Here is a 26,888-nt window from a genome sequence, read left to right on the forward strand (position 1 = left end):
TTAGATTATGAAAGTACTTGAAAAAACAAAGCAGTATTATGAGTTGGTACTCGCTGAGAAGTTTAAAGTGCTTAAGGATAAGACGAATAAAGTTCAGGACTCACTTTTACTTTGGAGCGGTTTGGTTGGTGTGTCTATATTGAGCATGGCAATTTCGTTGAATGTATCGCCACAGCTATTAAATGGGCAAGCAGGTACCGTTGCCACAATACTGGGTTTCTTGAGTTTTATTAGATGGTATTCGCATAGGCAAACAAGCGTATTCAAAGCCAGTCTTAATAAACAGGAGAGTTATTTACAAGAAACGTCTGAGCAACTCAACGAAACACATGCTCAAGTCAGTGAATATGTAGCCATACTCAAAGGCCAGATGGACGGCATAAGCGCTATCACAGAAGATGCATCGATGGAATTGATGAAGGCGCTGTACGAAATTGAAAGTAGCATTCAAGACAGCATAGATAACGTTGAGTTAGGGCAGAAGAACGCGCTTAGCTGCAAAGAAAAAAGCGCCGATGAGTTTGAGCTGGCTGCAAAGCGCTTATCGAGTATTAAAGCCATGATCAGCACCCAGCGGGAACAGCAAATTGCAGATACAGAAGCGATTCAAGGGGTAATGCGTGAAGTTGAGAACCTCAAAGAACTTACGGAACTGGTTAAAAATATTGCTTCACAAACCAACTTGTTAGCGCTAAATGCGGCTATCGAAGCAGCTAGAGCCGGAGAATACGGAAGGGGCTTTGCGGTAGTGGCAGAGCAAGTACGTATATTGTCTTCCCAGTCTTCAGAAGCGGCTGAAAAAATAGAATCAGGTATAAAGTCCGCTCTTGATGCCGCGCATCATCAGGGAGAGAAAATGCTTACTTCAACGCGTGCTAACGATACGTGTGAACTATTAACGGGGTTTTCTGAATCGTTAGAAAACATTACGAGCCACTATCGGGTATTAGAAGAACTCAATCCCAAAATGCTGGCATGCTTTTCACAAAGCGCGACGGAAGTGGCGTCTAAAGTGAGTGGTGCAATAGCCAAGATTCAATTCCAAGATATTATTCGCCAGCGCACCGAACACGTGAAGTTAGAGCAAGATGCCATTGTTAGCCTGTTCGGACAATTCTCGTCTTACATCAATAATCGCGAACATTTTGACGAGTCTTTTAATTTAAGCACGAAAGAAATGTTTGAAAAATACGTTATGGAAGATCAGCGTAAAATCCACTTTGACATCAATGAATCTTCACCAGAAGAGAAAAATGAGTTTGAAGAGGCGCGAGAGCCAAAAATAGAACTCTTTTAGCTAAGGGCCCATCAGGGCCCAATAGCCTTTTTGACTGTGCTTTTGTTATTCTTTTGCTGGTAAGTCAAATAACAAGATAACTTACGCTTAAAGCGTTATTCGTTCAGCGGTGGCAAACGCCACATCCAGTTTGAAATAAGCGGCTTCATTAATAAAGTGCGGGTAGGTTTCAGTTTCGTTTTCCCATAGGATATCTTTGCCGTCAAACGTTCGAAATACCGGTGCCCCAGGCATGAGAGGTTTGAAATCGTTATCTTGCAGTGAATGATGGATCATGGCGGTACGTTTTCCATTAGCATCTAACGGAAAAGACACATTATCGCCTAAACGAAAAGCTTCACAGGCAGGCAAAGCGTCAATATTAATTTGCCCTTTATTATACGCGGCACAAAAATCCAATATTGCTTCAGCCATGGTTTGTGTTAGAAGGTAAACATCTTCTCTTAACACGCCCTGTGGCTGCCCACCCACTTCTATCATTACACCTTTCTTACCAGTGGTGCACAGGTAACCATGTTCAAGGTAGGGCTTTTCGTCTTCTACCAAAATGTTGGCTTCTGGCATTTGCTGCTTTACGTATCGCGCCAGCTGAATATGAAATTCATCCGCTTCCAAAATGATAAGCGTAGCACCCATTTCGCTGGTGGTGTTGTGAATATCAATCACAAAATCTGTGTTCGAATCACCCTTAGGCCCTAACTGTTGGTTAAGAGCCTTAGCAAGCTCAGCTTCTTTCGCAGAATTGTTATTCGATAAACGTTCAAAGGTAAACTGACGGTTTAAGTCTTCGTCTACGAAACGAACGTTTGCCGCAATGGCCGCTTCATTGGCGATGCTTAACGAAACATTTAGCTCATTAAATCGCGAAGGTAGCCCAAACTGTTGCCAGTTCCGAATAAGCTGAATACCACTGGTTTCATTTCCATGAGTACCACCAACAAGCGCGATAGAATTAAACATTCATGTTCCTTTTTGTATAGGTTGAGGATGAGGATGTGGAAGGCTGCGCAGCGAGCTATTGATTAATATTGTGACGAATTAATACGTTCGATTGCTGAGCATCTACCTACGACTTGGAGACCAAGTAAACCGATACTACACCACTGCGCTTTGTACGAGAATACGTCTTAGTGGAATTTACCTAAATACTGATGTTTGCCAAATTGTGTGGGAATGACATCGCGTATTAGTGCTTAAAGAAGTCATCTGATTGCTGTGCTAGCATCGCCTCTATCTCTTCAACATCGATATGCTTGGGCGTTGCGTCTTCTGCAGGCTTGCCGGCTATTTTTCTGTCTTCAGCGGCCCATTCACCTAAATCGATAAGTTGGCATTTTTTACTGCAAAAAGGGCGATATTCGCTTGTTGGTGCCCAAACAACCTGCTTGGCACAAATAGGACATTTCACTTCCATTATTTACTCCAGTGAAATACGTCTAAACGGCGAAGTTTGCGATTTGCTTATACTACCGCAGACGGGAAACAATAAATTAAAGACTCTGGCCTGCTGATCTTTGCGGTACATCACACGTCAGCAGGTCTTAAGTTTAACAGGCAGCTAAACGAAACTGAATACTGCTTTCCACTGCGCCAGATTGGCCCTCTTGAGGAGAAAATAGCATGAAGCGGAGTGCGTAACGGTATTTGTTGCCGCTAAGCGTAGGGTAATACCCTTCATCAACGCTACATTTAACGCGAATTAACTCGTTTTTATCTTCTGCAGCGCCTTGATAAAAACCGTTGTCAGCAACCACATTGACAAATTGACCTCGTTCGCGAATGAACGACAGGCTAACAGCAATAGCATCATCGAGTAAGGCTAACGTTTCAAGCCATTGCGCTATTTCAGCGAGGCGTTGTTCAAGGGGTTGTTGTAACCAAAAATGAAGATTGGGCAAATCGAAGCTACACGCGCCACCTGGAATGGCAAAGCGCTGCCTGATTGCGCTTAGCAGTTTATCTTCTTTCAAAGCACTACCAAAACGGCGGTCTGTTTTTAGCTTTTGTTTTAGGGTAAGCACGGTTTTTAGCGCTTGCTCTAAGGCGGTGCTGTCAATTTTCGGGTGCTTAGACCAATAAACCAAGTTCTTTTCATGGGCTTCGAGGTCTTTGGTAAGATCGGAGCGAAGATCCAGTCTTTCAATGAGATCAAGTAACTCGAAAAGCTGTTCAAAGAACACCAGCTGCAGATGAGTATGTTCTGATTTAGCCGTAATTTTAAGTTGTCCAAGCAGCTGCTCAACACGTAAATAGTTACGTACTTTTTCCTTTAGTGGAAATTCGAAAACAGCGTGACCCATGGAACCCCTTAAAACACATAGACTTAGAGAAATGTCGCTAAAAATTTAGCTGAACAATGAAAGGCAACAAGCCTAAAGCATCAAAGCGTTTAAGCCAAGTATACTTGTTCGCCAAATCTTTACTTTGACGTTAATTGGTCAAAAAAGTTTCAAAAAATCAATCCGTAAGGCTGCAACGCCCTGCTTTTTAGATGGTAAATTTAGTTATTAGGGATGTGTTTTTGCGTTAACTCCGTCTATCAACTTCACGCTTTAGATAGCAAAAGTAAGTGTTCATGCAAGGCCGAAACTTGCGAAGAGAGGGCGTTTAGGCTGGTGCTATTGTCTAGTACATGGTCTGCAGCGCTCAGCCGTTCTTTACGGCTAGCTTGTGACGCCATAATACTTTTTATCGTTGCTTCAGAGCTACCATCTCGCTTTAAGGCGCGTTCAAGCTGAAGCGCTTCAGGACAGTCAACCACTACTACGTGGTTACACATTTCAGTAAGCTTGTTTTCAACCAATAGTGGAACAGACAAGATGCAATAGGGGGAAGTCGATTCCATGATTAGCTGTTGCATGCGAGAACGAATAAGCGGGTGGAGAAGGCTGTTCAGCCAGGTTTTTTCATCTGGGTTAGCAAAAACCTTCTCTCGAAGTGCGGCGCGATCAAGGCTACCGTCTTCAAGCAAAATATGCTCGCCAAAATGCTCAGCTATTTGAAGTAACCCTTGTGAGCCCACGGCAACCACATCCCTTGCGACCTCATCGGCATCCACGATGTCTATGCCTAACGACGCAAAAATATCAGTGGCAGCAGATTTACCGCTACCTATCCCGCCAGTAAGGCCTACTACAAAGGGAGTCTGCTTATTCATAATGCCGGCACCTTCTAACTAAAGTACGTAATCAAGATAGGTGGTAATAATGGCATCTTTAAAAAGCAGTGTCAGCCAACCCGCCACTGCGAGATAGGGACCAAAAGGAATTGCCAGCGACTTACCTTTGTTTTGAATCACCATTATGAGTATGCCTGCAATTGCACCAACAAACGAAGAGAGCAAAATAATAATGGGCAAACCTTGCCAGCCCGTATAAGCGCCAAGTGCGGCGAGCAGCTTGAAATCGCCATAGCCCATACCTTCTTTGCCAGTGGCAAGTTTAAATAGCCAATAAACAGACCATAAACTTAAATAACCCGCCGCTGCGCCAATAATAGCGTCGGTGGTGCCTACAAAAATGTGTTGCGTGCTCAACAGTAACCCCAACCACAGTAGAGGCAGTGTCAACTGGTCAGGTAATAGCATCTTATCTAAGTCAATAAACAGCAGAGCAACGAGTATGTAGGTAAACAATACGGCCCATAGTGCTTGCGATGTGACACCAAATTGATAGGCCGCAAACGTACAGGCTAAAGCAGTAAACAATTCAACCAGCGGGTATCGAACTGATATTCCAACTTTGCATTTAGCGCATTTACCTTTAAGGAATAGGTAGCTAATAACAGGAATATTTTCCCATGCGCGAATCTTGTGGCCGCAGCTAGGGCATGTGCTGTCTGGTTTTACAAGGTTGAATACTTCCTCTGACGCTGTTGAGTTTTTATCGTTAGGTGTCGGCTCACCCTCGCTAAAATAGCTTTGGTACTCTTGCTGCCAGCTGCGTTCCATCATAATAGGCAAGCGGTAAATCACCACGTTCAAGAAACTGCCAACCATTAAACTTACAAAAAAGACTAGGGAATAGAATACAGCAGGGTAAAGCTGACTAAGCGTAATTATCGCGTCCATGGTATGTGATTCTTATGATTGTTGATTTTCGTTCTTTTAGTGCTGAGCCACGTTATACCACGTTACCCATCTGGAATATAGGGAGGTACATAGCCACAATCAAGCCGCCGATTACTACTCCGAGCACGGCCATGATCATAGGTTCAAGTAGGCTGGTTAGACCGTCTACCATATCATCGACTTCAGCTTCGTATATGGTGGCAATTTTACTAAGCATTTCATCAACCGCGCCCGACTCCTCACCAATGGCAATCATCTGCGTCACCATGTCAGGGAATACTTGTGTAGCGCGCATTGCAACATGCATTGGCATACCGCCCGCCACTTCTTTACGCATGTATAAAATGGCCTCGCGGTATACTGCGTTGCCCGAAGCACCTGCGGCAGATTCTAGTGCGCCAATAAGCGGCACACCTGCTGCAAAGGTCGTGGCTAGGGTTCGGGTAAAGCGCGCAATACTGGCTTTTTTTAGTATCTCGCCGATAACGGGAATTTTTAAAATGTTGCGGTCTACCGTGTCACGTAGCTTCTGGCTTCGCTTATAGGTGCGCATAAACATAAACCCAGCACCACCAATACCTATGGCGATAAAAATACCGTAGTCTTGGACGAACCGAGAAATAGCCAATACGAACTGGGTGAAGGCAGGGAGTTCTGCGCCAAAGCTGCTGAAAATCTCTTCAAACTGCGGCACAACAAATATAAGAAGGATAGTCGTAACAATAAAAGCAACAACCAAAACTGCGATAGGGTAAAACATCGCTTTTTTGATTTTTGATTTTAGTGCTTCGGCCTTTTCTTTATAGGTCGCAATGCGGTCATAAATGGTTTCAAGTGCGCCCGACTGCTCACCGGTATAAACCAAGTCGCAATATAAATCGTCAAAATAAAGAGGGTGTTTTCTGAGCGCCGATGAGAGCGGGTTACCTGATTTAACCTCATCGGTAATTTCGGCTAAGAGTTTCCGCATGGATTGCTTTGAGTGACCTTGTGCAATCATTTCTAACGATTGGATAAGTGTAACACCCGCGGCAAGCATGGTGGCGATTTGACGCGATATGACAGAAATGTCTGCTGGGGTTATTTTTTGGCCACCACCGAAAAGTGGTTTAGCTAGTTTTTTTACTTTGTTGGCAGAGATCCCTTGTCGACGAAGAAGGTTTTTTGCTTCGGATAAGGAAGTGGCAGAAATTTCTCCCTTACGTGATTGACCATGGCGGTCTTTTCCTTGCCAAATGAACACCGTTGCTGCTTTTGCCATGGTTTTTCTCTTTACTTTAGAAGTTATGTATCTCAAACACAAAAACGCCCAGACTTATCTGGGCGCTTTCCAAACAACTCAGCGATTAGCAAAGGTCTGCTGGAGTACAGCCTTTCGACCACTTAACGTTACCATCAGTAACGTCAGGAGTTAAAGTGTATGTAGCTGCATCAGTACCGTCTGTAAGGCCTGAGTCTCCAGAAGCAGTTGCTTTAATAACACCGTCAGTAACTGTTAGGCCAACAGTATCAGCATCAGCTGTAATAGGACCAGGAACGCCATTATCGCCTTCATCACAATCAGCAATGTTACCAGTAGAGGCATAACAGATCTCTACAGCAGTTTTTGCTGCTGCAGTTGCGTTAGTTACTTCTGTGAACTTCGCTTTTTGCGTGTAGTTTTGGTAAGCAGGAAGTGCGATTGCTGCAAGGATACCGATGATTGCAACAACAATCATTAGTTCGATTAGGGTGAAACCTTTTTGGTTTTTAGTATTCATGTTCATCATGGTTTTTCTCCGGGACGTGTATAACACGTAAAGTTTAAATCTAATTCAAATTGACGTTTATACCCGAGTCGTCCATTTAACGCCCCTGGTACTTGATACTCAGTATAGAATTTTATTTGTTACTGACAAGTATAGGCAAACATACCTATGTCTAGCTTTTTCAGTATGACACGGTTCGCCGCGCCTTGGCAGGCTTTATCACTTGAACTTTCGTATAAAAGTTAATGACTTAAGTGCGTATGCCTATCTATACACAAAAAGCATTATTGAGAAATGACTGAACAGAATGACGAGTAATCGTATTGTAATTTATACATCTACTCGGTGATTTAAAATCACTGTGTAACCTCAACCATTAAGGTCTCAGCAATTAAAGCCACAATATAGGGAAGTGATAATTGCGATAACGTAAATTTCACTGAAATACTGTATCTTTATAATAAAACACGTGCAACAAAGAAGCCGCGTTAAAAAGGTGGAAGTACAAGGGGATAAGCAACACATTGGCTTACCTAATGTTAAATCCACCTTTAAAGCTTTTAATTTGGCTCTTTATCTTTCTTGCTCTGCTATGACAAATTAATGCGCAGCGACAAATCAATGGCCTGAACGTGTTTGGTTAAAGCTCCAGATGAAATGTAATCTACGCCTAGCTTAGCGAGAGACGCCAGTCGTTCATCAGTAATGTTTCCTGATACTTCCAGTTTACATTGACCTTTGTTGAGCGCTACTGCCTGTTGGATCTGTTCGTTAGAAAAATTATCCAGCATGACAATGTCGGCACCTGCACCAAGGGCTTGTTCAAGCTCGGTTAAACTCTCTACCTCTACTTCAACGGGCTTGCCCGGCATCATTGTTTTCGCTCGGCTTACGGCTTTTTCGATGTTTCCGCAAGAAAATATGTGGTTTTCCTTAATTAAGAATGCATCGAACAAACCCACACGATGGTTTTGACCACCACCACAACGCACCGCGTATTTCTGTGCGTGCCGCAAACCTGGCAACGTTTTGCGGGTATCGAGAATTGTAGTGTTGGAGCCATCTAAATACTTAGCGTAAAAGGCAGTAACAGTGGCGGTTGCCGACAGGGTTTGTAGGAAGTTAAGCGCCGTACGTTCTGCCGTCAATATCGCGCGAGCAGAGCCTTCCAAACTAACCAGTACGGTGTTGGCATCAACCTTGTCACCATCTTTTACATGCCACGTTAGCGATACCGACTCGTCGATTAGTGCAAATGCTTGGTTTGCCCATGCGATTCCACAAACCACGCAAGGCTCTCGCGTAATAATAGTGGCTTTTGCATTAACGCTTTCATCTATCAGGTTCGCCGTAATGTCGTTTGCAGCATTTAATTCGCCGCCAAGATCTTCAATAAGCGCGTTCGATACTTGCTCTCGAATCGCTTGCATGTCTGGTGATGTCATCTTCATCGCTATGATCTATGCTATCTGTGTATTTAAAGGGTACGCAATATTAACCATTCTCCGCGCTGAGTAAACTCTAATTGGCGAAGAACACTCATTCCCAGCAATATATGGTCATCTTGCATACCGGGGTTTAAGTTTGCTTTTACATCGCGCACCACAATTTCACCAATGCGCAAAGTTTCAATGGTCGATTCGGCGACTCTTACAACGCCGTTAGCTGTGCTGGCCAACCCTTCTCGACCCGCTTTGAGTTGAAGCTTGTTGGCCAAATGAGCGGGAACGGCCACGTCAGTGGCACCCGTATCAACAAGAAATACGACTTCCTCACCATTAATATAACCTGTTGTCACATAGTGACCTTGGCGATTTTGCTTAAGTCGGACTTCGGTTTGTGAACCAATACGCTCTGATGTTGGTTCGCTATTTGGGTTAATTTGTTTTTCTAAAAGATCTGAGAAAACAAAAACCAGTAGACCAAAACCGCAAATCCAAGCAAGCGCAACCATCCATTTACCCGTCGACGCTGTCAGGTCTTGTTGTTCATTCATGCTTCTACCTTTCTTATAATAGTGGTGCACCGCTTTTCGTATTGCTAAATACTCGGCGTAATCTCTTAAGCAAAGGACTAACGTGCTGATAAGCTTATTAGAATGCAATGTATAGCCCTATACACTTATATCCATATACAATGTAGGCTATAACGCAGAAAATCAATTATCGAAGCAAATACTATGGTGCTTTACAACGAAGCAAAGTACACAGCAAGTCCGCATTATGATGCCCGTCCTGACAGCGCAGACGTTAGCCTGTTAGTGATACACAATATTTCACTACCTCCTTCACAGTTTGGTACGCCGGGCATTCGCCAATTGTTTACCGGAACCCTCAATCCTGATGAACATCCTTTCTATAGAGAAATTGCTGGGTTACGGGTCTCTGCTCATTGTGTAATTTATCGAACGGGTGAAATAGAGCAATTTGTGCCCTTTGAACAGCGGGCATGGCACGCGGGCCTGTCTTCATTTCAAGGCCGCAGCCGCTGTAACGACTATGCTATAGGTATTGAACTTGAAGGTACTGATACGTTGCATTACACCGATGCACAGTACAAAGCCCTTGGCGAACTCACTGATTTTATTACGAGATACTATCCTCGGATCACTTTAGGGCGTATCGTAGGCCATAATGATATAGCACCAGGGCGAAAAACTGACCCTGGTGCATCTTTCGATTGGGCAAGATATAGAATGCGCGTTGCTGGGTTTAAATAATTTAACTAATCCGCACTGCAGAAAAAAGGAAACTCAATACCTATGATGTTAATGAGCTTGCTATTAGTTCTCAGCCTCGAGCGGTTGATAACAAAAACACCTAATTGGCATATTGAAAAGTATGCCGCTCAATATCGTGCTTTTCTTCAAGATAAAGGGTTGATTAAGTTTCAAGAAGGAAATGAAGGTGAGGAGGGGAGTAAAAAGGCCTCATCCACAGCACTTTATTTCTATCTTTTACTTCCCGCAGTAGTGCTGGGAGCAATTGAATACTGGGTACTTGGTGCATTTCTTACGTTTATAGAGCAAAGCATAATTTTGTTCATCTGTATTGGCTGCCCTGCATTGCGAGCCGTCTACAAGAGTTTTTTGAATGCTGCTGATCGAGGTGACCTTCAGGCGTGCAGTATGTACACCGACCAACTTGGGCATTGTGCAAGTCAAACAGACAGTGACGGAAGTGCGGGTACAGAAGGCAAAACTTTTGGCCAACACCTTACCTGGCTTAACTATCAACACTATGCCGCTGTGATGCTGTGGTTTATTGCTTTTGGTGCACCTGGCGCGCTGTTTTATAGCTTGAGTCGAAGCACAACCGAGGCATTGTGTGATGCAAATCACCCTTTAAAAGCCGCTGCGGGAAGATTGATGTTTGCGCTCGATTATATTCCTGTTCGCGTTACCGCTTTTGGCATGTTGATGATGGGACATTTCTCACGAGCGTTGCCTGAGTGGATTAAGTATGCACTTCAGTTCGATGTACCTGCATACGATGTGCTTACACAAATTTCTTCGAAAGCTGAGATTCTAACGCCTGATGAACAGCAGTTGCAGGCTGAAAATGCAGCAATAGAACCGAAGGTGCTTGTAAAGTTAGCAAAACGTAATGTTATTTTTCTTCTTGTAATAACATCAGCGCTCACGCTTGTAGGCAGTCTTGCATAGTCATTATTTTTAACATTTACTAGCCTACTTGGCTTAGAAGGGCGTTTGGTCTATTTATTAATTGTATGTAGATCAGGCGCTTTGCCCCTATTACTGCATTCTCCCTTCCTCATCAGACCAGTTTGCGGTTACTGATTTTTCTTAACAAATTCAACAATAAAGCTTAACACCCAGCAAAAGGTAAATGCTTTGCTATGCTTGTGAGTATTTACCTCGAAATCGATCTGCCTTAAACTAGATAGGTAAAATGGTATTACCAATTGTGTTTGTGATTAAATATTCCACGATTATTTTTTACATTCACCGCTTTTATAACGTCGCTATTGTTATAGAGCAGGGTTTAAATAAAAGGATACGTAGCGCGCATGCGGCAGCAGCGAAAAAAACTCTCTGATGTGATTACCGAGCAACTCGAGTCAATGATACTCGACGGTACGTTATTGGCTGGTCAGAAATTACCGCCAGAGAGAGAGCTTGCGCTTGAATTTGATGTATCGCGACCTTCGCTTAGGGAAGCCATTGGTAATTTACAGGCACGTGGGTTGGTAGAACGTAAGCAAGGCGGCGGTACGTTTGTTAACCGCAACCTTAACTCAGCCATGACAGACCCCCTAATGGACTTAGTTAGCCAGCGTCCTGAAACTCAATTTGATTTGCTTGAATTTCGTCATGCGCTTGAAGGGATGGCGGCGTACTACGCGGCACTTCGTGGTCAACCTGAAGATTACAACGCATTGAAGCAAGCATTGAACGACGTACCTACGCCTAAAGCACACGAAAGCAAGCGTGCCCAAGCTGAGGCGCTAGGACAGTTTTATATCATTATGGCAAGAGCATCACACAATATGGTGTTGTTGCACGTAATGAGCACCATGCAAAGCATGCTGGTGGACAATATTGAACGAAACTTCGACATGCTGGCAGCGCACCCTGAAGCGGTGGAAGACATTGCTAAGCAGCGTCGTGAAATTGTAGAAGCCATTGCTTCTCGCGACCCTGAAGCTGCGCGTCAGGCATGTAATACGCATTTGGCGTTTATTGAAAAAACGCTATTAACCATTAATCAACGCGATACCCGCGTACAGCGCGCATTGCGACGATTAGAGATTTAGTTACTAGTCTGACCTTTTATAAGATAAGGGCTAGATAGCTATTCATTCGCAGAGGCCGGTCAGGTTTTTCCTGTGCCACTGCAAAAGCAGGTGAGCCAGATTGGGTCACTGTGAGTACAACGTAATTTAGTTTTCCTTCTTTTAGCGCCTTTAAGAGTAGAGGCAATGCTAAGGGAGGATTTTCTATATAAGCAAAAAATAGGATGGCACCATGTCTGATATGATGCACCAAGATGTAGATCCTCAAGAAACTAAAGAGTGGATTGATGCGCTTGAGTCGGTTTTAGAAGAGGAAGGCGTAGAACGCGCCCACTATTTACTCGAAAAACTTATTGATAAAGCTCGTCGCAGCGGAGCGCATCTACCGTATGACGCAACTACTGCCTACATCAATACTATCCCAGCAGCGCAAGAGCCAAAAATGCCTGGCGACTTGACCATCGAAGCGCGCATCCGTGCGGCGATTCGTTGGAACGCATTGATGATTGTATTGCGTGCATCTAAGAAAGACCTAGAGCTTGGTGGCCACATTGGTAGCTTTGCATCATCGGCTATGCTTTACGATGTTGGCTTTAACCACTTCTTCAAAGCGCCTAACGAGAACCAAGGCGGCGACTTTATTTTCGCTCAGGGCCATATTTCTCCAGGTATTTATGCGCGCTCATATATGGAAGGCAACTTAACTGAAGAACAGTTAAACAACTTCCGTCAAGAGTGTGCTGGCGATGGTCTGTCGTCTTACCCACACCCTCACTTGATGAAAGACTACTGGCAGTTCCCAACCGTATCTATGGGTCTTGGTCCACTTCAAGCTATCTACACAGCGCGCTTCCTTAAGTACCTAACTAACCGTGGTATCAAAGACTGTTCAGGTCAGCGCGTTTACTGCTACATGGGTGACGGTGAGTGTGATGAGCCAGAAAGCTTGGGTGCAATTGGTCTTGCTTCTCGTGAAGGCCTAGACAACCTAACGTTTGTTATCAACTGTAACCTTCAGCGTCTAGACGGACCTGTACGTGGTAACGGCAAAATTATCCAAGAACTTGAAGGTACGTTCCGCGGCGCTGGCTGGGAAGTAGTGAAAGTTATTTGGGGTAGCTACTGGGATGAGCTATTAGCTCGTGATAAATCTGGCAAGCTTATCCAGCTTATGGGCGAAACGGTAGACGGTGAATACCAAAACTGTAAAGCCAAAGGCGGCAAGTACACCCGTGAAAACTTCTTCAACAAGTATCCTGAAACAGCGGCACTTGTAGCGAACATGTCTGACGACGACATCTGGCGCTTGAACCGTGGTGGTCACGATCCAGTTAAAGTATTCGCGGCTTACCAAAAAGCCATTGATACGAAAGGACGTCCAACGGTAATCCTTGCTAAAACGGTTAAAGGTTTTGGTCTAGGTGCATCAGGCGAAGCACAAAACGTAGCGCACAACGTTAAGAAAATGGACGTTGATTCAATCAAAGCGTTCCGCGATCGTTTCAATATTCCTGTAGCAGACGAGAAAATTGCTGACCTGCCATACTTCAAGTTCGACGAAGACAGCGAAGAAATGAAGTACCTTCGTGAGCGTCGTGAAGCACTAGGCGGTTACTTGCCTTCTCGCCGTGAACAGGCTGAAGAGCAGCTTGAAATTCCTGAGCTAAGTGCATTCGACGCCATCTTAAAAGGTTCAGGTGACCGTCAAGTATCGTCAACCATGACGTTCGTACGTGTACTTAACGCGCTATTGAAAGATAAGAAAATTGGTAAGCGTATTGTGCCAATTATTCCTGATGAAGCCCGTACATTCGGTATGGAAGGCTTGTTCCGTCAGGTAGGTATTTACGCCAATGAAGGCCAGAAATACGTACCTCAAGATGCCGACCAAGTAGCTTACTATCGCGAAGATAAGAAAGGTCAGGTATTACAAGAAGGTATTAACGAGCTAGGTGCAATGGCATCGTGGGTTGCGTCGGGTACGTCTTACTCAACGTGTAACGCTACCACTATTCCGTTCTACATCTACTACTCGATGTTTGGTTTCCAACGTGTTGGTGACTTGGCGTGGGCAGCAGGCGATAGCCAAGCACGTGGTTTCCTTTTAGGCGCAACTGCGGGTAGAACCACACTTAACGGTGAAGGTCTACAGCACCAAGACGGCCACTCACATGTTCAAGCGAACCTAATTCCTAACTGTATTACTTACGACCCAACGTATGGTTACGAAGTAGCAGTTATCGTTCAAGACGGTCTACGTCGCATGTACGGTAATAACGAGAATATCTTCTATTACCTAACATTGATGAACGAGAACTATCAGCATCCTGCAATGCCAGAAGGTGATGATGTTGCTGAACAGATCATTAAAGGTATCTACAAGCTTGAGCGTGTTGAAAATGACAAGTCTAAGCTGAATGTTCAGTTGATGGGCTCAGGTACTATCTTGAACGAAGTGCGTAAAGCGGCACAAATTCTTTGTGACGACTACAACGTATCATCTGACGTTTACTCAGTGACCTCGTTCAACGAGCTAGCGCGTGAAGGCCAAGACGTAGCACGCTGGAACATGCTAAACCCAGAAGCTGAGCAAAAAGTACCTTACATTGGTCAGGTAATTACGAAAGACGCAGGTCCTGCGATTTCTGCCACTGACTATGTGAAGAACTACTCAGACCAAGTACGTGCGTTCATCGAAACTGAATACCGCTGCCTAGGTACAGACGGTTTCGGTCGAAGCGATAGCCGTGAAAACTTGCGTACTCACTTTGAAGTTAATGCGTCATACATTGTGGTGGCATCACTTTACGAATTGGCTCAGCGCGGTGACGTTGAGAAGAAAGTGGTAGCAGAAGCCATTAAGCGTTTTGAAATTAACGCTGAAAAACTTAACCCACTTTACGCGTAAGCCAGATAAGGTATTTTACATATGTCAGATATTCAAAAGATTATCGTACCCGACGTAGGCGGTGACGAAGTTGAAGTTATCGAGCTATGTGTTGCCGTAGGCGACAACATTGAGGCTGATGAAGGCGTTGTTACTGTTGAAAGTGACAAGGCGTCAATGGACATCCCAGCACCGTTTGAAGGTGAGATTGTTAGCCTGACTGTATCAGTAGGCGATAAAATCAAAGAAGGCGATGTGATTGGTGAAATGAAAGTTGCCAATGGTGACAGTGCCGATGAAGGCGCGTCTGAAGAAAACGCTTCAGATGAATCTTCTAAAGAAGATGCACCTAAGCAAGAAGCACCAAAAGACGAAAGCAAGTCAGAAGCAGCGCCAGCTGCGTCTGGCAGCAGCGAAGTGATTGAAGTTGCAGTTCCGGATATCGGTTCTGACGACGAAGTAGACGTAATCGACGTATTGGTTTCAGTGGGCGACACCATTGAAAAAGAAGATGGGCTAATTACCCTTGAAACCGATAAAGCAACCATGGACGTTCCTTCAACACACGCAGGTACGGTGAAAGAAGTATTCATCAGTACTGGCGATAAAGTGAAAGAAGGTACGGTAGTGATCAAGCTGGAAGTAGCGGGCTCAGGCTCGTCTTCAAGTGAATCGGCGTCTAGCGATGCGTCTTCTGAAGCATCTGCACCGGCTGCGCCAGAAAGTGCAAAGCAAGAATCAGCGCCAGCGGCGTCTGCAGGTAGCGAGACTATCGAAGTTGCTGTACCAGACATTGGTGAAGACGGTGAAGTAGACGTTATCGATGTACTTGTATCAGCTGGCGATACCGTTGAAAAAGAAGACGGCCTTATCACGCTAGAAACTGATAAAGCGACCATGGATGTGCCTTCAACACATGCAGGTACGATTAAAGAAGTCTTTATCAAAGCGGGTGACAAAGTTAAGCAAGGCACCTTGGTTGTTAAGCTTGAGACCAGCGGTGGTTCGTCTTCAAGTGCAGCTGAAAAGCCTGCTGAAGCGCCTAAGCAAGAAGAGACTAAACAAGACTCACAGCAAGAAGATACTCAACAAGCGTCACAGCAGGAAGCCTCGCAAGGTCGCTCTCCTGTGCCTCCAGCGCCAGAAGCCAAAAATACAGGTAAAGCACATGCTTCTCCTTCGGTTCGCCGTATTGCTCGTGAGTTTGGTGTAGACCTTACTCAAGTTAACGGCTCTGGTCCTAAAAACCGTATCTTGAAAGAAGACGTTCAAGCCTATGTGAAAGCTGAGCTTGCGAAACCTCGCACAGCAGCAGCTTCAGGCAGTGCTCCTGTGGGCGACAACGTACTTCAAATCGTTCCGGTTAAGCCTGTTGATCACAGCAAGTTTGGCGAGATTGAAGAACAAAAGCTTTCTCGAATTCAAAAGATCTCTGGACCGTTCTTACACCGTAACTGGGCGACTATCCCGCACGTTACGCAGTTCGACGAAGCAGATATCACTGAAGTTGAAGAATTCCGTAAAGAGCAGAACGCTTACCACGCGAAAATTAAGTCTGGTCTTAAGATCACACCACTAGTATTCGTTATGAAAGCGGTAGCGAAAGCGCTTGAGAAATACGAAGTATTCAACTCATCACTGTCTGACGACGGCGAGAGCTTAATCATTAAGAAGTTTATCAACATTGGTATTGCGGTTGAAACACCGGGAGGCCTTGTTGTACCTGTTATTCGTGACGTGAATAAGAAAGGTATTGAGCAGCTGTCTCAAGAGCTTATTGAAACATCTAAGAAAGCCCGTGAAGGCAAGCTTAAAGCGGCTGACATGCAGGGTGGAACGTTCACCATCTCTAGTCTAGGTGGTATTGGTGGCACGGCGTTTACGCCTATTGTAAATGCACCAGAAGTCGCCATATTAGGTGTGTCTAAGTCTGAGATGAAGCCTAAGTGGAATGGTAAAGAGTTTGAGCCGCGCTTAATGGTGCCGCTAAGCCTGTCATACGACCACCGAGTCATCGATGGTGCGGTAGGTGCAAGATTCTCTACTGAGGTTGCTGCAAACCTAACTGACTTACGCAGAATCATACTTTAAATAAAAGGTCGAAAAAGTTTACAATATCAGTAACATTTTCGACGATTTTATAAGCCCATTTGGTGGCATTTAGGTTATGCTATTACACAAAAGTAATAGCATGACCCTACAAGAACAGGATTGAGGTTCACAATGAGCGAAATTAAAACGCAATTGGTGGTACTGGGCGGCGGCCCTGGCGGTTATTCAGCAGCATTCCGTGCGGCTGACTTAGGTATTGAAACAGTTATCGTAGACTCTCGCGACACGCTTGGTGGTGTTTGTCTTAACGTTGGCTGTATCCCTTCAAAAGCCCTTCTTCACGTTGCTAAAGTGATGAAAGAAGCGAAGCACCTTGCTAGCCACGGTGTATCGTTTGGCGAGCCTACCATCGATTTAGATAAAATCCGCGAATACAAAGACGGCGTTGTTAAGCAACTAACAAATGGCCTTAGCGGTATGTCTAAAATGCGTAAAACCAAGCATGTACAAGGCTTCGGTAAATTTACAGGTGCAAACACCCTAGAAGTAAAAAATGGTGACGACGTTACTACTATTACTTTCGAGAAAGCGATTATCGCTGCGGGTTCTGAGCCAGTAAGCCTACCGTTCATCCCAGAAGATGATCGTGTAATTGACTCAACTGGCGCACTGGAAATGAAAGACATTCCAGAGAAAATGCTAGTACTAGGCGGTGGTATCATCGGTCTAGAAATGGGTACTGTGTACGAAGCACTTGGCTCGAACATTGATGTAGTTGAATTCTTAGATCAGCTAATTCCAGCAGCTGACAAAGACATCATGAAAGTGTTCATGAAAGACTACAAAGACAAGTTTAACATCATGCTTGAAACCAAAGTGACTGCGGTTGAAGCAAAAGACGATGGCTTGTACGTAACATTTGAAGGCAAGAAAGCGCCTGCAGAGCCAGTACGCTACGACAAAGTACTTGTTGCTGTTGGTCGTAAGCCAAACGGTAAGCTAGTTGGCGCAGATGCAGCTGGCGTAAACGTTGACGAGCGTGGCTTCATCAACGTTGATAAGCAAATGCGTACTAACGTTGACCACATCTTCGCAATCGGCGACCTTGTAGGTCAGCCAATGCTTGCGCACAAAGCGGTTCACGAAGGTCACGTTGCAGCAGAAGTTATTGCTGGACAGAAGCATTACTTCGACCCACGCGCTATTCCTTCAGTAGCGTACACTGAGCCAGAAGTTGCTTGGGTTGGTCTAACTGAAAAAGAAGCGAAAGAGCAGGGCGTAAGCTATGAAACAGCAACGTTCCCATGGGCTGCTTCAGGCCGTGCAATTGCATCTGATGCAACTAACGGTATGACCAAGATGATTTTCGAAAAAGAAACGGGCCGCGTAATCGGTGGTGCTATGGTAGGTACCAACGCGGGCGAAATGCTTGGCGAAATCGGCCTAGCTATTGAGATGGGTGCTGACGCTGAAGACGTAGCATTGACTATCCATGCTCACCCAACGCTTAACGAATCAATTGGTCTTGCGTCTGAAATCTTCGAAGGAAGTATTACTGACCTGCCAAACCCGAAAGCGAAGAAAAAGAAGTAAATTAGCTTCTTTGTTCGAACTACGAAAAAACCGCTCATTGAGCGGTTTTTTTATTAGGGCTTTGAATGTTTTAGAACCACTTTACCTGCGATAACACAACGCGATGACGAACATGCTAAGTCTCGCCGAGTGGGTAGTTATCTAAGCAGACTGGTATTAAGCCGTTTCTTTTCCAACCGCTACAGTGTCGCGTTCTTCGTCCATTTCATCATTGCTGGGCGTTTTCAAATGCGCTGGCGTGAATTCTTCACAGTCCATATTGCGCTGGTCCATAAAGCGTTTAACCGTTTCGGCGCAATAGGCTTTTCTACAGCATTGAGAGAGCAGCATTTCATGACGCTGTACACGCTCGCGAATAAATCTAACCACGAGACCTCTAAGCCACTGTAAACCCGCGTCTTGATCCTGACGTTTGTGCCACATTACAGACAGCGGAGAGCTGACAATTTCTATTGGCGTTTCAAATACCGCCAATTCCCCTGAGAAAATTTCTTTTTCCATTACCAAAGATGGTGCTACACAAATAAGGTTGCTCTCTTTTAATAACGGTGTAGCGTTATAAAACTGGTTTACTGACATTGCCACGCGGCGCTTAAGGCCTAAATTCGCCAGCACCTGATCTGTAGGGCCAGTCACATCGCCTGTAACAGAAACCAGAAGATGATCAGCCGCGACAAAGTCTTCTAAAGTCAATTGAGATTTTGCTAATGGATGATCGGGGCGCATTACCACAACCCAGCTTGGGTCGAGAACATGTTCGGCATGAATAACAGAGCCAGGCTTCTGATATTTAGAGAAAGTGAGCTCTGCTTCAGCGTCCTTGAGTATTTTGTCGGTTTCCATGTCGTAATTAGGAATGGCATGGATGTTAATACCTGGCGCTTCATTCTCAATCACTTTGCGTAGCGGCCCCCACACCATAGAAACGATGCTGTCAGTTGCAGCTATACGAAAGGTACGCTTAGCTGTTGCAGGGTTAAAGTCAGTTGGGTTAACGGCGACTTCGAGTTCGCCTAAAGGGCCCTGAATCTGACTCCATAAGTTTTTAGCAAATGAGGTAGGTTGAATACCACGGCCGTCTTTAACGAACAGTTCATCTTTCCAGGCTGTGCGCATACGAGAGAGTGCGTTAGATACCGCAGGTTGCGTCATCGACAGCCTGTCAGCTGCGCGGGTAATTGCACCTTCGGTCATGATGGCATCAAAAATCATCAATAAATTTAAATCATGTGGACGCATGGTTGTCTCCGGTGTCTATTGCGGACAATCTACTTTCATCTACCGAACGATGAAAAAAGCTGCCGTTTACTTCTTTTTTGGCTATGTAATTTAACTGACATAGTTTAGTTATTGGTTATAGCTAAAAGCATTTATTTTCCAAATGAATGCGACGAGCGACACTGGTACACTATATCGCTGTAACCGTTGATTTCCCTAAGCTCTCGCTTTTTATACGGTTATTCTCATTTTCTCTGCGAAACCATTCTTCTAAATCTTTAAAAGCAGTTGTCTCTGTCAGCCCGATCTTCAATATATAATATCATGTGATGTGTTGCATATAAAAAGATAATTATTTTTATTGTTGGTGGCGATGCATAATGCACAGCATCAAACTTTAGTTTAATTTTTAAGAGAATCTTGCAATGAAAACTTTTACCCGTTTATTGGCAATAGTAAGCCTAACTGCGCTTGTCGCTGCATGCGGTGGTGACGAGCAGGATCCAAGTCAATCAATGAGCGCTGGCGCTAATGCTGGTGTTCCTGTTGATGTGGCAACGGTAGTGTCTCAGCGTTTAACCGAGTGGGATAATTTTACAGGTCGTTTAGAGTCTCCGCAAATTGTTGCGCTTCGCCCTCGCGTGTCGGGTTATATTGACTTTGTTGCATTTGACGAAGGCGAATATGTCGAACAAGGACAAACCCTATTCTTAATTGATAACCGCACGTTTAAAGCAGAAGTTGATCGATTGACTGCACAGCTTGAAGAAGCCAAAAGTCGCGTTCAGTTGGCTGAGCAAAACTATAGCCGTGCTTTTAAACTTCGTAAAACCCAGGCGGTTTCTGAAGAAGTTCTTGATGCCCGTTTAGCTGAGAAAAACCAAGCGCTTGCTAGCTTAAACCAAACGCAAGCCGCACTTGAAGTAGCGCGCCTAAACCGTGGCTTTGCTCGTGTTGAAGCACCTATTTCTGGACGTATTTCTCGCGCAAACATCACTGAAGGTAACTTTGTTACAGCAGGACAAACAGAGTTGACTCGCATCGTATCGACCGACCGTTTATATGCGTATTTCGATATTGATGAGCAGACGTACCTAAACTATCTAACCGATAAATCAGCGGCTTCAACAGCAGTGAGCGAGCAGCCGGTAGCGATGCGCCTTGCTAACGAGTCTGATTATAACCACTGGGGTCAAATTGATTTCATCGACAACCAGGTTAACGGTAGCACCGGCACACTTCGCGTTCGTGCCGTATTTAATAACGAAGAAGGTCGTTTAATTCCGGGATTATTTGCACACTTAAAATTGGCAGGTGACACCGATGAACAGGGCATTCTTATTAAAGAAAAAGCTATCGGCACAGATCTTAATAATAAGTTTGTACTGGTTGTAAACGACGAAAGTAAAGTGGAATACCGTGCGGTTAAGCTAGGCGACAAAGTGGGAAGCATGCGCATCATCACAAGCGGCTTGAACGTAAATGACACCATTGTGGTTGATGGCTTACAGCGCGTTCGCCCTGGTGCCCAAGTTGCCGCTAACGAAGTGCCTATGGGTGATGAAGATGCTCTGGCAAACTTATCTAGCTGGCAGTCACGTGTTGATAATGCAACACAAGTAACCCAAAACATGGCGCAATATGAGGATGTTTTATCTGGTGGTTCATTTGCCACAGGTACAGCAACAGCAGGTCTTAAGTAATGAACATTTCGCAGTTTTTCATTAGCCGTCCGATTTTTGCGGGCGTGCTTTCCCTACTTATTTTTATAGGTGGTGCAATTGCTGTCTGGCAACTACCTATCACAGAATACCCAGAAGTAGTGCCGCCTACCGTGGTGGTAACTGCGAATTATCCCGGTGCAAACCCAGAAGTTATCGCCGAAACAGTTGCAACGCCGCTAGAACAAGAAATTAACGGTGTTGAAAACATGCTGTATATGTCATCACAGGCAACCAGTGATGGCCGTATGACGCTAACAATTACGTTTGCCATTGGTACGGATCCAGATGAAGCCACGACGTTGGTACAAAACCGTGTAAATCGCGCGACACCGCGTTTACCTCAAGAAGTGCAGCGCTTAGGTGTGGTAACTGAAAAATCGTCACCAGATCTAACCATGGTAGTGCACCTGACGTCGCCTGATAATCGTTATGACATGCTTTATCTTTCAAACTATGCTGATCAGTTTGTTAAAGACGAGCTAGCGCGAATCAATGGCGTTGGGCAAGTGCGCCTGTTCGGTGCTGGTGAATTCAGCATGCGAGTATGGTTAGACCCTAACAAACTGGCTGCGCTCCAGTTAAACCCTGGCGATGTGGCAGCAGCTATTGCCGACCAAAACCAGCAAGCGGCGGCAGGTAGCCTAGGTGCACAGCCTACGGGTACCAGCGAATTTCAGCTGCTTATCAATGTGCGCGGCCGTTTAAAAGATGAAGCCGAATTTGAAAATATTATTGTTAAGTCGGGTGAGAATGGTGAAATAACCCGTCTTAAAGACGTTGCGCGTATCGAACTAGGTTCAGAGTTTTATGCACTGCGTTCACTTATTAACAATAACCCTGCGGCAGCGGTGCCGGTTTTCCAAGCACCAGGCTCTAATGCAATCCAAATTTCAGATGACGTTCGCGCTCGTATGGCGGAACTGTCTAAGGCGTTCCCTGAAGGCCTTGAATACGAAATTGCCTACGACCCTACCGTATTTGTTCGCGGTTCAATTGAAGCGGTAATTAGTACACTTCTTGAAGCTGTATTGTTAGTTGTACTTGTTGTTGTGCTGTTCTTACAAACATGGCGTGCGTCTATTATCCCACTCGTAGCAGTGCCTATTTCACTTGTGGGAACGTTCGCCTTTATGCAGCTAATGGGCTTCTCGCTGAATGCACTGTCGCTGTTTGGTCTAGTGTTGGCAATCGGTATTGTTGTGGACGACGCCATCGTTGTTGTTGAAAACGTAGAGCGTAATATCTCTGAAGGCAAAGCGCCGTTTGAAGCCACCGTACAAGCAATGAAAGAAGTAACCGGTCCTATCATTGCCACAACACTGGTACTTGCTGCGGTATTCGTACCTACTGCTTTCATGAGCGGTCTTACTGGGCAGTTCTATAAGCAGTTTGCGCTAACAATTACTATCTCTACGGTAATTTCTGCAATTAACTCGTTAACGCTTAGCCCTGCATTATCTGCATTGCTGTTAAAACCTCACGGTAAAGCGAATGACTGGTTAACCCGTTTAATGGATAAAGTGTTTGGCCGCTTTGTATTTTCACCGTTTAACCGTTTCTTTGACCGTAACTCAAAGCGCTACACTGGTGCTGTGGGTGGGCTTATCCGCAAGAGCAGTATCATCATGGTGCTTTACGCGGGTCTGTTAGGGCTCACTTACTTCCAGTTTGCCAATACACCAACAGGCTATGTTCCGCCGCAAGATAAGCAGTATTTGGTCGCCTTTGCTCAACTGCCTAATGCAGCAAGCTTAGACAGAACTGAAGAAGTGATCCGTGAAATGTCTCGTATTGCTATGGAACACCCTGGTGTTGAAGATGCAATTGCATTCCCTGGCTTGAATATTAACGGGTTTACCAATAGTCCAAGCTCAGGCGTGTTGTTTGCAACGCTGACTGACTTTGATAAAAGAACGACGCCTGATCTATCTGGTGGCGCCATTGCTGCCCAGCTTAACCAGAACTTTGGGTCTATTAAAGGTGCCTTTGTGGCAATATTCCCGCCGCCACCAGTAATGGGGTTAGGCACGATTGGTGGTTTCCGTTTACAGGTTGAAGACAGAGGAAACCTAGGCTTTGAAGAACTTGAGCGCGTAACGCAAGAAGTGATTGGCAAAGCGTGGGCACACCCAGCGCTTACCGATGCATTTACCAGCTTCACTGTTGCTGTACCTCAGCTCGATGTAGATGTAGACCGTGAAAAAGCGGTGAGCCAAGGTGTAAACATCGATACCTTGTTTACCACCATGCAGGGCTACTTAGGTTCGTTATACGTGAACGACTTCAACTTGTTCGGTAGAACTTACCAAGTAAATGTACAAGCTGATGCCCAATACCGTCAGGACATTGAGAACATTACGCAGTTTAAAGTGCGTAATGCACAAGGTGAGATGATCCCGCTTGGCTCATTCTTGAACATTGAGCACAGTGCAGGCCCTGACCGTGTTATGCACTATAACGGATACGTCACCGCTGAAATAAACGGTGCAGCAGCGCCAGGCTATTCTTCTGACCAAGCGAAGGCAGCTATTGAAGAAATTCTGGCTGAAACGTTACCACTTGGCATGACTTACGAGTGGACTGAGATCACCTATCAGCAAATATTAGCGGGCAATGCATCGGCGTTTGTATTCCCATTAGTTGTGCTTTTAGTGTTCTTAGTACTGGCTGCGCAATACGAAAGCCTGCGTTTGCCACTGGCAATCATATTGATTGTTCCCATGACCTTGCTGAGCGCGCTTATTGGTGTGCAAGTTTATGGCGGCGACAACAATATTTTTACCCAAATAGGTTTGATTGTACTGGTTGGCCTTGCAACGAAGAACGCCATTCTTATTGTCGAGTTTGCAAAAGAGCTACAAGACAAGGGGATGGACGCGCTTTCAGCTATTAAAGAAGCAAGTCGCTTACGTCTTCGTCCAATACTAATGACATCCATTGCTTTCATCATGGGTGTACTGCCAATGGCGGTATCAACCGGTGCCGGCTCTGAAATGCGTCAGGCCATGGGGGTGGCAGTATTCTCAGGCATGATTGGTGTTACTGTATTTGGACTTATCTTAACTCCGGTATTTTATTACCTGATACAGCGTAAAGGTTAACTCTCCCGTCTACCCAAGCGTTGCCCTCTTAAGGGGCTCTTTAGGCCACTCATTTGAGTGGCCTTTTTTTTGCCACCATTGGTCAGCTTTTATGTCGTTTTGTGAAACCGAAAAGCTTATATTCGCTTGTATCCTGTTGAAAACAGAAAGAATGGAGATTCGAATGAAAATAGGTGCGGCGATAGTAATGGCGATGGGCATGGTGGTTGCTGTGTCTTTGCTTGGTGTTCAGGTGTCTTCTGCCATGAACGATATGCAAACGTGGGATAGAGTAGTAACCGTAAAAGGATTGTCAGAGCGAGAATACATTGCTGATCAGGTTATTTGGCCTATTCAATTTGTCGACGCGGGCAATGACTTACCTCAACTGTATGAACATATTGAAAAGAATAGCCTTCAGGTGGCTAGCTTTTTAGAAGAGAAGGGCATTTCAGCAGAAAGCATTACTATTGGAAAGCCTGAAATAAATGACAAATTGGCGCAACAATACGGAAGTAGTGAAAAAGCGCCATTTCGCTACAGTGCCATTCAAACCGTTACTGTCTTTTCCAATGATGTTGAAAAGGTGCGAGCGCTTATGCAGCAAATTGGGGAGTTAATTAAAACTGGTATTGTATTATCAGACCAAAGCTACCGCGCTCAGCCCGACTATGTATTTACCCGCTTAAACGAAGTAAAGCCGGAAATGATTGAAGAAGCTACGCTCAATGCGAGAGAGGTTGCGGAAAAATTTGCCAAAGATTCAAAAAGTACTTTGGGCAAAATTAAGCGCGCTAACCAAGGGCAGTTCAGTATTTCTAGTCGCGACAGTCATCATCCACATATAAAGAAAGTGCGCGTGGTTTCTACAATCGAATACACACTTATCGACTAGCGCATCAGGCTTTCGAACATGGTATAGCAGTCAACAGGCCGTATTTCGTGCTATGCTTTGTCATATCGAAAAGGCCTGCGAGTCGAATTGCTTAGTTTTAAAGCAGCGTGGCTTAGAAGATTGGAATGCCTTACTGCTAATGTCTAGTGGCTAGATGTTGGAGTATGCGTTTTAATTTATATTGATAAAGCTAAAGCGTGGCCACTGTTGCTTGCTTGAAAATGAAGCCCAAGTGGTATTCGTTTCACCTTTTGAAGGTTATGCCACTGACATGACGGAACAAAAATCACAATCCCAACAGCTGGAGTTTTTTGAAATTCCAAGCCCATGCATTGGTGTGTGTGAGTCAGGTCCAAGGGGGTTCTGTAAAGGGTGCTATCGAAGTCGCGACGAGCGCCTGTACTGGCTTAAGGTTGATGATGCAACTAAACGTAAAATAATCAGCGCCTGTGCTCGGCGCAAAAAAGCGGTGCTGACGCGCGCTCGCAAGCAACAGCAAAAAGAGCTGGGGGAATCAATTGGGCAGTGCACGCTGTTTGATGATCCGCCAAGTTCAGAGTAAGCGGCCTTGAGTTTGTAAAAAGTAGACTGAGAGTTTCTAGATGTCGTTAGATAAGTATGTTTCGTATGCCGCGAAATCATTTACGTTACCGGATATTTGCGTGCGCCTGCGTTCAACATTAGACGATCCCCGTTCCAGCGCCGAGGATATTGGCGAGCTTATAAGTGCTGATCCTTCTCTCACAGCGAAGGTACTAAGGCTGGCGAATAGCTCGCTGTTTCGGTTTCCTTCTCAAGTAGAATCTGTTGCCAAAGCAATCAGTGTGATTGGAGGCGAAGCCCTGTATAACTTGGTAATTGCAGAAACTGCCAGCACAGCATTTAAACGCTTTGATACTAAGTTAATAAATTTAGACAAACATTGGTATGCATCAGTGTATTGCGGCATGGTAGCCAAAAGTCTTGCGATGAGACTTAACGTGCGCGGAGCAGAACGCTTCTTTGTAATGGGTATATTGCAAAACTTAAGTGAGCTGGTCGTGGCCAAGAAAGAAACTAAACGTTATCAGTCATACCTGAATGCTGAGACGAACGTGTTGCCACACGTTAACCAGTTGGAGCATTTCGGTTTTACGTTTGCTCAATGCAGCGGTATCATACTAGAAAATTGGCACTTACCTATTGGGTTGTACTATCCGGTAACGTTCATGAATGATGAAGCTAAACATAAATCCGATGTAGATATCTGCGTCCTGTGTTTAGCAAATCGAATTACGGTAAGTCAGTTAAATAAAGAAAGTTACGCTGACATTGAACTTTTTACCCCTGAGATAGCCAATACAGTAAGTCTCAACATGGAAGTGATAAGCAATTCAATTGAATACGCCGAACAAGAAACGGCAAAAATTGTGTCGCTTATTCACTGAGCTTTCGGTGCAACAACTCCGTTACTTTACTGATAATTAGCAAAATGTAGTAAAGCTCATCCAGAGGATTAATGGTATGGACCCTCTCCTCCCATAAAGGCTTCAAATGAGCCAAGATAGGGTTGTTCAAATCACTATCAAGA

General features: G+C 44.9%; 22 protein-coding genes. 12 read left to right on the forward strand and 10 right to left on the reverse strand.

What is annotated here, in order from left to right; translation table 11 throughout:
- Positions 1–7: 7 nt before the first annotated feature.
- Positions 8–1,297: a methyl-accepting chemotaxis protein gene (locus WA381_RS01385; RefSeq protein WP_156086801.1), complete on the forward strand. Its 1,290-nt coding sequence runs from the start codon at positions 8–10 to the stop codon at positions 1,295–1,297.
- An 87-nt stretch (positions 1,298–1,384) separates the two neighbouring features.
- Here the strand turns inward: WA381_RS01385 and WA381_RS01390 are convergent, their stop codons facing one another.
- From WA381_RS01390 to WA381_RS01430, 9 genes are all read right to left on the reverse strand, one after another.
- The gene (locus WA381_RS01390) at positions 1,385–2,257 is read right to left on the reverse strand and encodes an aspartoacylase (RefSeq protein ID WP_156086800.1); all 873 of its coding nucleotides are present in this window, start codon (positions 2,255–2,257) and stop codon (positions 1,385–1,387) included.
- A 226-nt stretch (positions 2,258–2,483) separates the two neighbouring features.
- Positions 2,484–2,711, reverse strand: coding sequence for a DNA gyrase inhibitor YacG (gene yacG, locus WA381_RS01395; RefSeq protein ID WP_014950407.1), 228 nt, complete (start codon positions 2,709–2,711; stop codon positions 2,484–2,486).
- 133 nt (positions 2,712–2,844) lie between these two features.
- The gene (gene zapD, locus WA381_RS01400) at positions 2,845–3,597 is read right to left on the reverse strand and encodes a cell division protein ZapD (RefSeq protein WP_039227984.1); all 753 of its coding nucleotides are present in this window, start codon (positions 3,595–3,597) and stop codon (positions 2,845–2,847) included.
- A 245-nt stretch (positions 3,598–3,842) separates the two neighbouring features.
- The gene (coaE, locus tag WA381_RS01405) at positions 3,843–4,454 is read right to left on the reverse strand and encodes a dephospho-CoA kinase (RefSeq protein ID WP_156086799.1); all 612 of its coding nucleotides are present in this window, start codon (positions 4,452–4,454) and stop codon (positions 3,843–3,845) included.
- Positions 4,455–4,472: 18 nt separating this feature from the next.
- A complete protein-coding gene (locus WA381_RS01410) occupies positions 4,473–5,366 on the reverse strand; it encodes a prepilin peptidase (RefSeq protein ID WP_014980024.1) in 894 nt (297 codons plus the stop codon).
- Positions 5,367–5,418: 52 nt separating this feature from the next.
- Entirely contained in the window at positions 5,419–6,627 is a 1,209-nt protein-coding gene (locus WA381_RS01415) for a type II secretion system F family protein (protein ID WP_156086798.1), read from the reverse strand.
- An 85-nt stretch (positions 6,628–6,712) separates the two neighbouring features.
- Positions 6,713–7,135, reverse strand: coding sequence for a pilin (locus WA381_RS01420; protein ID WP_275445343.1), 423 nt, complete (start codon positions 7,133–7,135; stop codon positions 6,713–6,715).
- A gap of 569 nt (positions 7,136–7,704) precedes the next feature.
- Positions 7,705–8,559: a carboxylating nicotinate-nucleotide diphosphorylase gene (nadC, locus tag WA381_RS01425; RefSeq protein ID WP_156087360.1), complete on the reverse strand. Its 855-nt coding sequence runs from the start codon at positions 8,557–8,559 to the stop codon at positions 7,705–7,707.
- A 32-nt stretch (positions 8,560–8,591) separates the two neighbouring features.
- Positions 8,592–9,110, reverse strand: coding sequence for a retropepsin-like aspartic protease family protein (locus tag WA381_RS01430; RefSeq protein WP_156086797.1), 519 nt, complete (start codon positions 9,108–9,110; stop codon positions 8,592–8,594).
- A gap of 183 nt (positions 9,111–9,293) precedes the next feature.
- On the opposite strand from WA381_RS01430, the gene ampD reads away from it, so the two are divergent.
- The 6 genes from ampD to lpdA all read left to right on the forward strand — a co-directional run bounded on the left by ampD (position 9,294) and on the right by lpdA (position 18,401).
- Positions 9,294–9,833, forward strand: coding sequence for a 1,6-anhydro-N-acetylmuramyl-L-alanine amidase AmpD (ampD, locus tag WA381_RS01435; RefSeq protein ID WP_156086796.1), 540 nt, complete (start codon positions 9,294–9,296; stop codon positions 9,831–9,833).
- Between the two features lie 42 nt (positions 9,834–9,875).
- Complete coding sequence (ampE, locus tag WA381_RS01440; RefSeq protein WP_039228009.1) at positions 9,876–10,778, forward strand: beta-lactamase regulator AmpE; 903 nt, start codon at positions 9,876–9,878, stop codon at positions 10,776–10,778.
- Between the two features lie 365 nt (positions 10,779–11,143).
- Positions 11,144–11,890, forward strand: a complete 747-nt coding sequence (gene pdhR / locus WA381_RS01445) for a pyruvate dehydrogenase complex transcriptional repressor PdhR (protein ID WP_014950397.1) — start codon at positions 11,144–11,146, stop codon at positions 11,888–11,890.
- A 211-nt stretch (positions 11,891–12,101) separates the two neighbouring features.
- Positions 12,102–14,777 (forward strand): pyruvate dehydrogenase (acetyl-transferring), homodimeric type, encoded by a 2,676-nt coding sequence (gene aceE, locus WA381_RS01450; RefSeq protein WP_039228012.1) that lies wholly within the window; start codon positions 12,102–12,104, stop codon positions 14,775–14,777.
- 21 nt (positions 14,778–14,798) lie between these two features.
- Entirely contained in the window at positions 14,799–16,847 is a 2,049-nt protein-coding gene (aceF, locus tag WA381_RS01455; RefSeq protein ID WP_156086795.1) for a pyruvate dehydrogenase complex dihydrolipoyllysine-residue acetyltransferase, read from the forward strand.
- A gap of 132 nt (positions 16,848–16,979) precedes the next feature.
- Positions 16,980–18,401, forward strand: a complete 1,422-nt coding sequence (gene lpdA / locus WA381_RS01460; RefSeq protein ID WP_156086794.1) for a dihydrolipoyl dehydrogenase — start codon at positions 16,980–16,982, stop codon at positions 18,399–18,401.
- 156 nt (positions 18,402–18,557) lie between these two features.
- Here the strand turns inward: lpdA and WA381_RS01465 are convergent, their stop codons facing one another.
- Positions 18,558–19,640: a LysR family transcriptional regulator gene (locus WA381_RS01465; RefSeq protein WP_156086793.1), complete on the reverse strand. Its 1,083-nt coding sequence runs from the start codon at positions 19,638–19,640 to the stop codon at positions 18,558–18,560.
- A 404-nt stretch (positions 19,641–20,044) separates the two neighbouring features.
- On the opposite strand from WA381_RS01465, the gene WA381_RS01470 reads away from it, so the two are divergent.
- From WA381_RS01470 to WA381_RS01490, 5 genes are all read left to right on the forward strand, one after another.
- Complete coding sequence (locus WA381_RS01470; protein WP_014950392.1) at positions 20,045–21,322, forward strand: efflux RND transporter periplasmic adaptor subunit; 1,278 nt, start codon at positions 20,045–20,047, stop codon at positions 21,320–21,322.
- Positions 21,322–24,444, forward strand: coding sequence for an efflux RND transporter permease subunit (locus tag WA381_RS01475; RefSeq protein ID WP_014977213.1), 3,123 nt, complete (start codon positions 21,322–21,324; stop codon positions 24,442–24,444). Before WA381_RS01470 ends, WA381_RS01475 begins: the two co-directional genes overlap by 1 nt.
- A 163-nt stretch (positions 24,445–24,607) precedes the next feature.
- On the forward strand, positions 24,608–25,318 hold the full coding sequence (locus WA381_RS01480) for an SIMPL domain-containing protein (protein ID WP_014977212.1): 711 nt from the start codon (positions 24,608–24,610) through the stop codon (positions 25,316–25,318).
- Between the two features lie 271 nt (positions 25,319–25,589).
- Entirely contained in the window at positions 25,590–25,880 is a 291-nt protein-coding gene (locus WA381_RS01485) for a DUF1289 domain-containing protein (protein ID WP_231506553.1), read from the forward strand.
- A gap of 40 nt (positions 25,881–25,920) precedes the next feature.
- The gene (locus WA381_RS01490) at positions 25,921–26,745 is read left to right on the forward strand and encodes an HDOD domain-containing protein (RefSeq protein ID WP_039232196.1); all 825 of its coding nucleotides are present in this window, start codon (positions 25,921–25,923) and stop codon (positions 26,743–26,745) included.
- Positions 26,746–26,888: the final 143 nt, after the last annotated feature.

This window comes from Alteromonas sp. CH_MED4-4, assembly GCF_037029575.1.
Lineage (GTDB): Bacteria > Pseudomonadota > Gammaproteobacteria > Enterobacterales > Alteromonadaceae > Alteromonas > Alteromonas macleodii.

Bases quoted from the DNA above. Each gene is read 5' to 3' on its own strand.
- WA381_RS01385 (WP_156086801.1), top strand. From the start codon at position 8: ATGAAAGTACTTGAAAAAACAAAGCAGTATTATGAGTTGGTACTCGCT.
- WA381_RS01390 (WP_156086800.1), bottom strand. From the start codon at position 2,257: ATGTTTAATTCTATCGCGCTTGTTGGTGGTACTCATGGAAATGAAACC.
- yacG (WP_014950407.1), bottom strand. From the start codon at position 2,711: ATGGAAGTGAAATGTCCTATTTGTGCCAAGCAGGTTGTTTGGGCACCA.
- zapD (WP_039227984.1), bottom strand. From the start codon at position 3,597: ATGGGTCACGCTGTTTTCGAATTTCCACTAAAGGAAAAAGTACGTAAC.
- coaE (WP_156086799.1), bottom strand. From the start codon at position 4,454: ATGAATAAGCAGACTCCCTTTGTAGTAGGCCTTACTGGCGGGATAGGT.
- WA381_RS01410 (WP_014980024.1), bottom strand. From the start codon at position 5,366: ATGGACGCGATAATTACGCTTAGTCAGCTTTACCCTGCTGTATTCTAT.
- WA381_RS01415 (WP_156086798.1), bottom strand. From the start codon at position 6,627: ATGGCAAAAGCAGCAACGGTGTTCATTTGGCAAGGAAAAGACCGCCAT.
- WA381_RS01420 (WP_275445343.1), bottom strand. From the start codon at position 7,135: ATGATGAACATGAATACTAAAAACCAAAAAGGTTTCACCCTAATCGAA.
- nadC (WP_156087360.1), bottom strand. From the start codon at position 8,559: ATGACATCACCAGACATGCAAGCGATTCGAGAGCAAGTATCGAACGCG.
- WA381_RS01430 (WP_156086797.1), bottom strand. From the start codon at position 9,110: ATGAATGAACAACAAGACCTGACAGCGTCGACGGGTAAATGGATGGTT.
- ampD (WP_156086796.1), top strand. From the start codon at position 9,294: ATGGTGCTTTACAACGAAGCAAAGTACACAGCAAGTCCGCATTATGAT.
- ampE (WP_039228009.1), top strand. From the start codon at position 9,876: ATGATGTTAATGAGCTTGCTATTAGTTCTCAGCCTCGAGCGGTTGATA.
- pdhR (WP_014950397.1), top strand. From the start codon at position 11,144: ATGCGGCAGCAGCGAAAAAAACTCTCTGATGTGATTACCGAGCAACTC.
- aceE (WP_039228012.1), top strand. From the start codon at position 12,102: ATGTCTGATATGATGCACCAAGATGTAGATCCTCAAGAAACTAAAGAG.
- aceF (WP_156086795.1), top strand. From the start codon at position 14,799: ATGTCAGATATTCAAAAGATTATCGTACCCGACGTAGGCGGTGACGAA.
- lpdA (WP_156086794.1), top strand. From the start codon at position 16,980: ATGAGCGAAATTAAAACGCAATTGGTGGTACTGGGCGGCGGCCCTGGC.
- WA381_RS01465 (WP_156086793.1), bottom strand. From the start codon at position 19,640: ATGCGTCCACATGATTTAAATTTATTGATGATTTTTGATGCCATCATG.
- WA381_RS01470 (WP_014950392.1), top strand. From the start codon at position 20,045: ATGAAAACTTTTACCCGTTTATTGGCAATAGTAAGCCTAACTGCGCTT.
- WA381_RS01475 (WP_014977213.1), top strand. From the start codon at position 21,322: ATGAACATTTCGCAGTTTTTCATTAGCCGTCCGATTTTTGCGGGCGTG.
- WA381_RS01480 (WP_014977212.1), top strand. From the start codon at position 24,608: ATGAAAATAGGTGCGGCGATAGTAATGGCGATGGGCATGGTGGTTGCT.
- WA381_RS01485 (WP_231506553.1), top strand. From the start codon at position 25,590: ATGACGGAACAAAAATCACAATCCCAACAGCTGGAGTTTTTTGAAATT.
- WA381_RS01490 (WP_039232196.1), top strand. From the start codon at position 25,921: ATGTCGTTAGATAAGTATGTTTCGTATGCCGCGAAATCATTTACGTTA.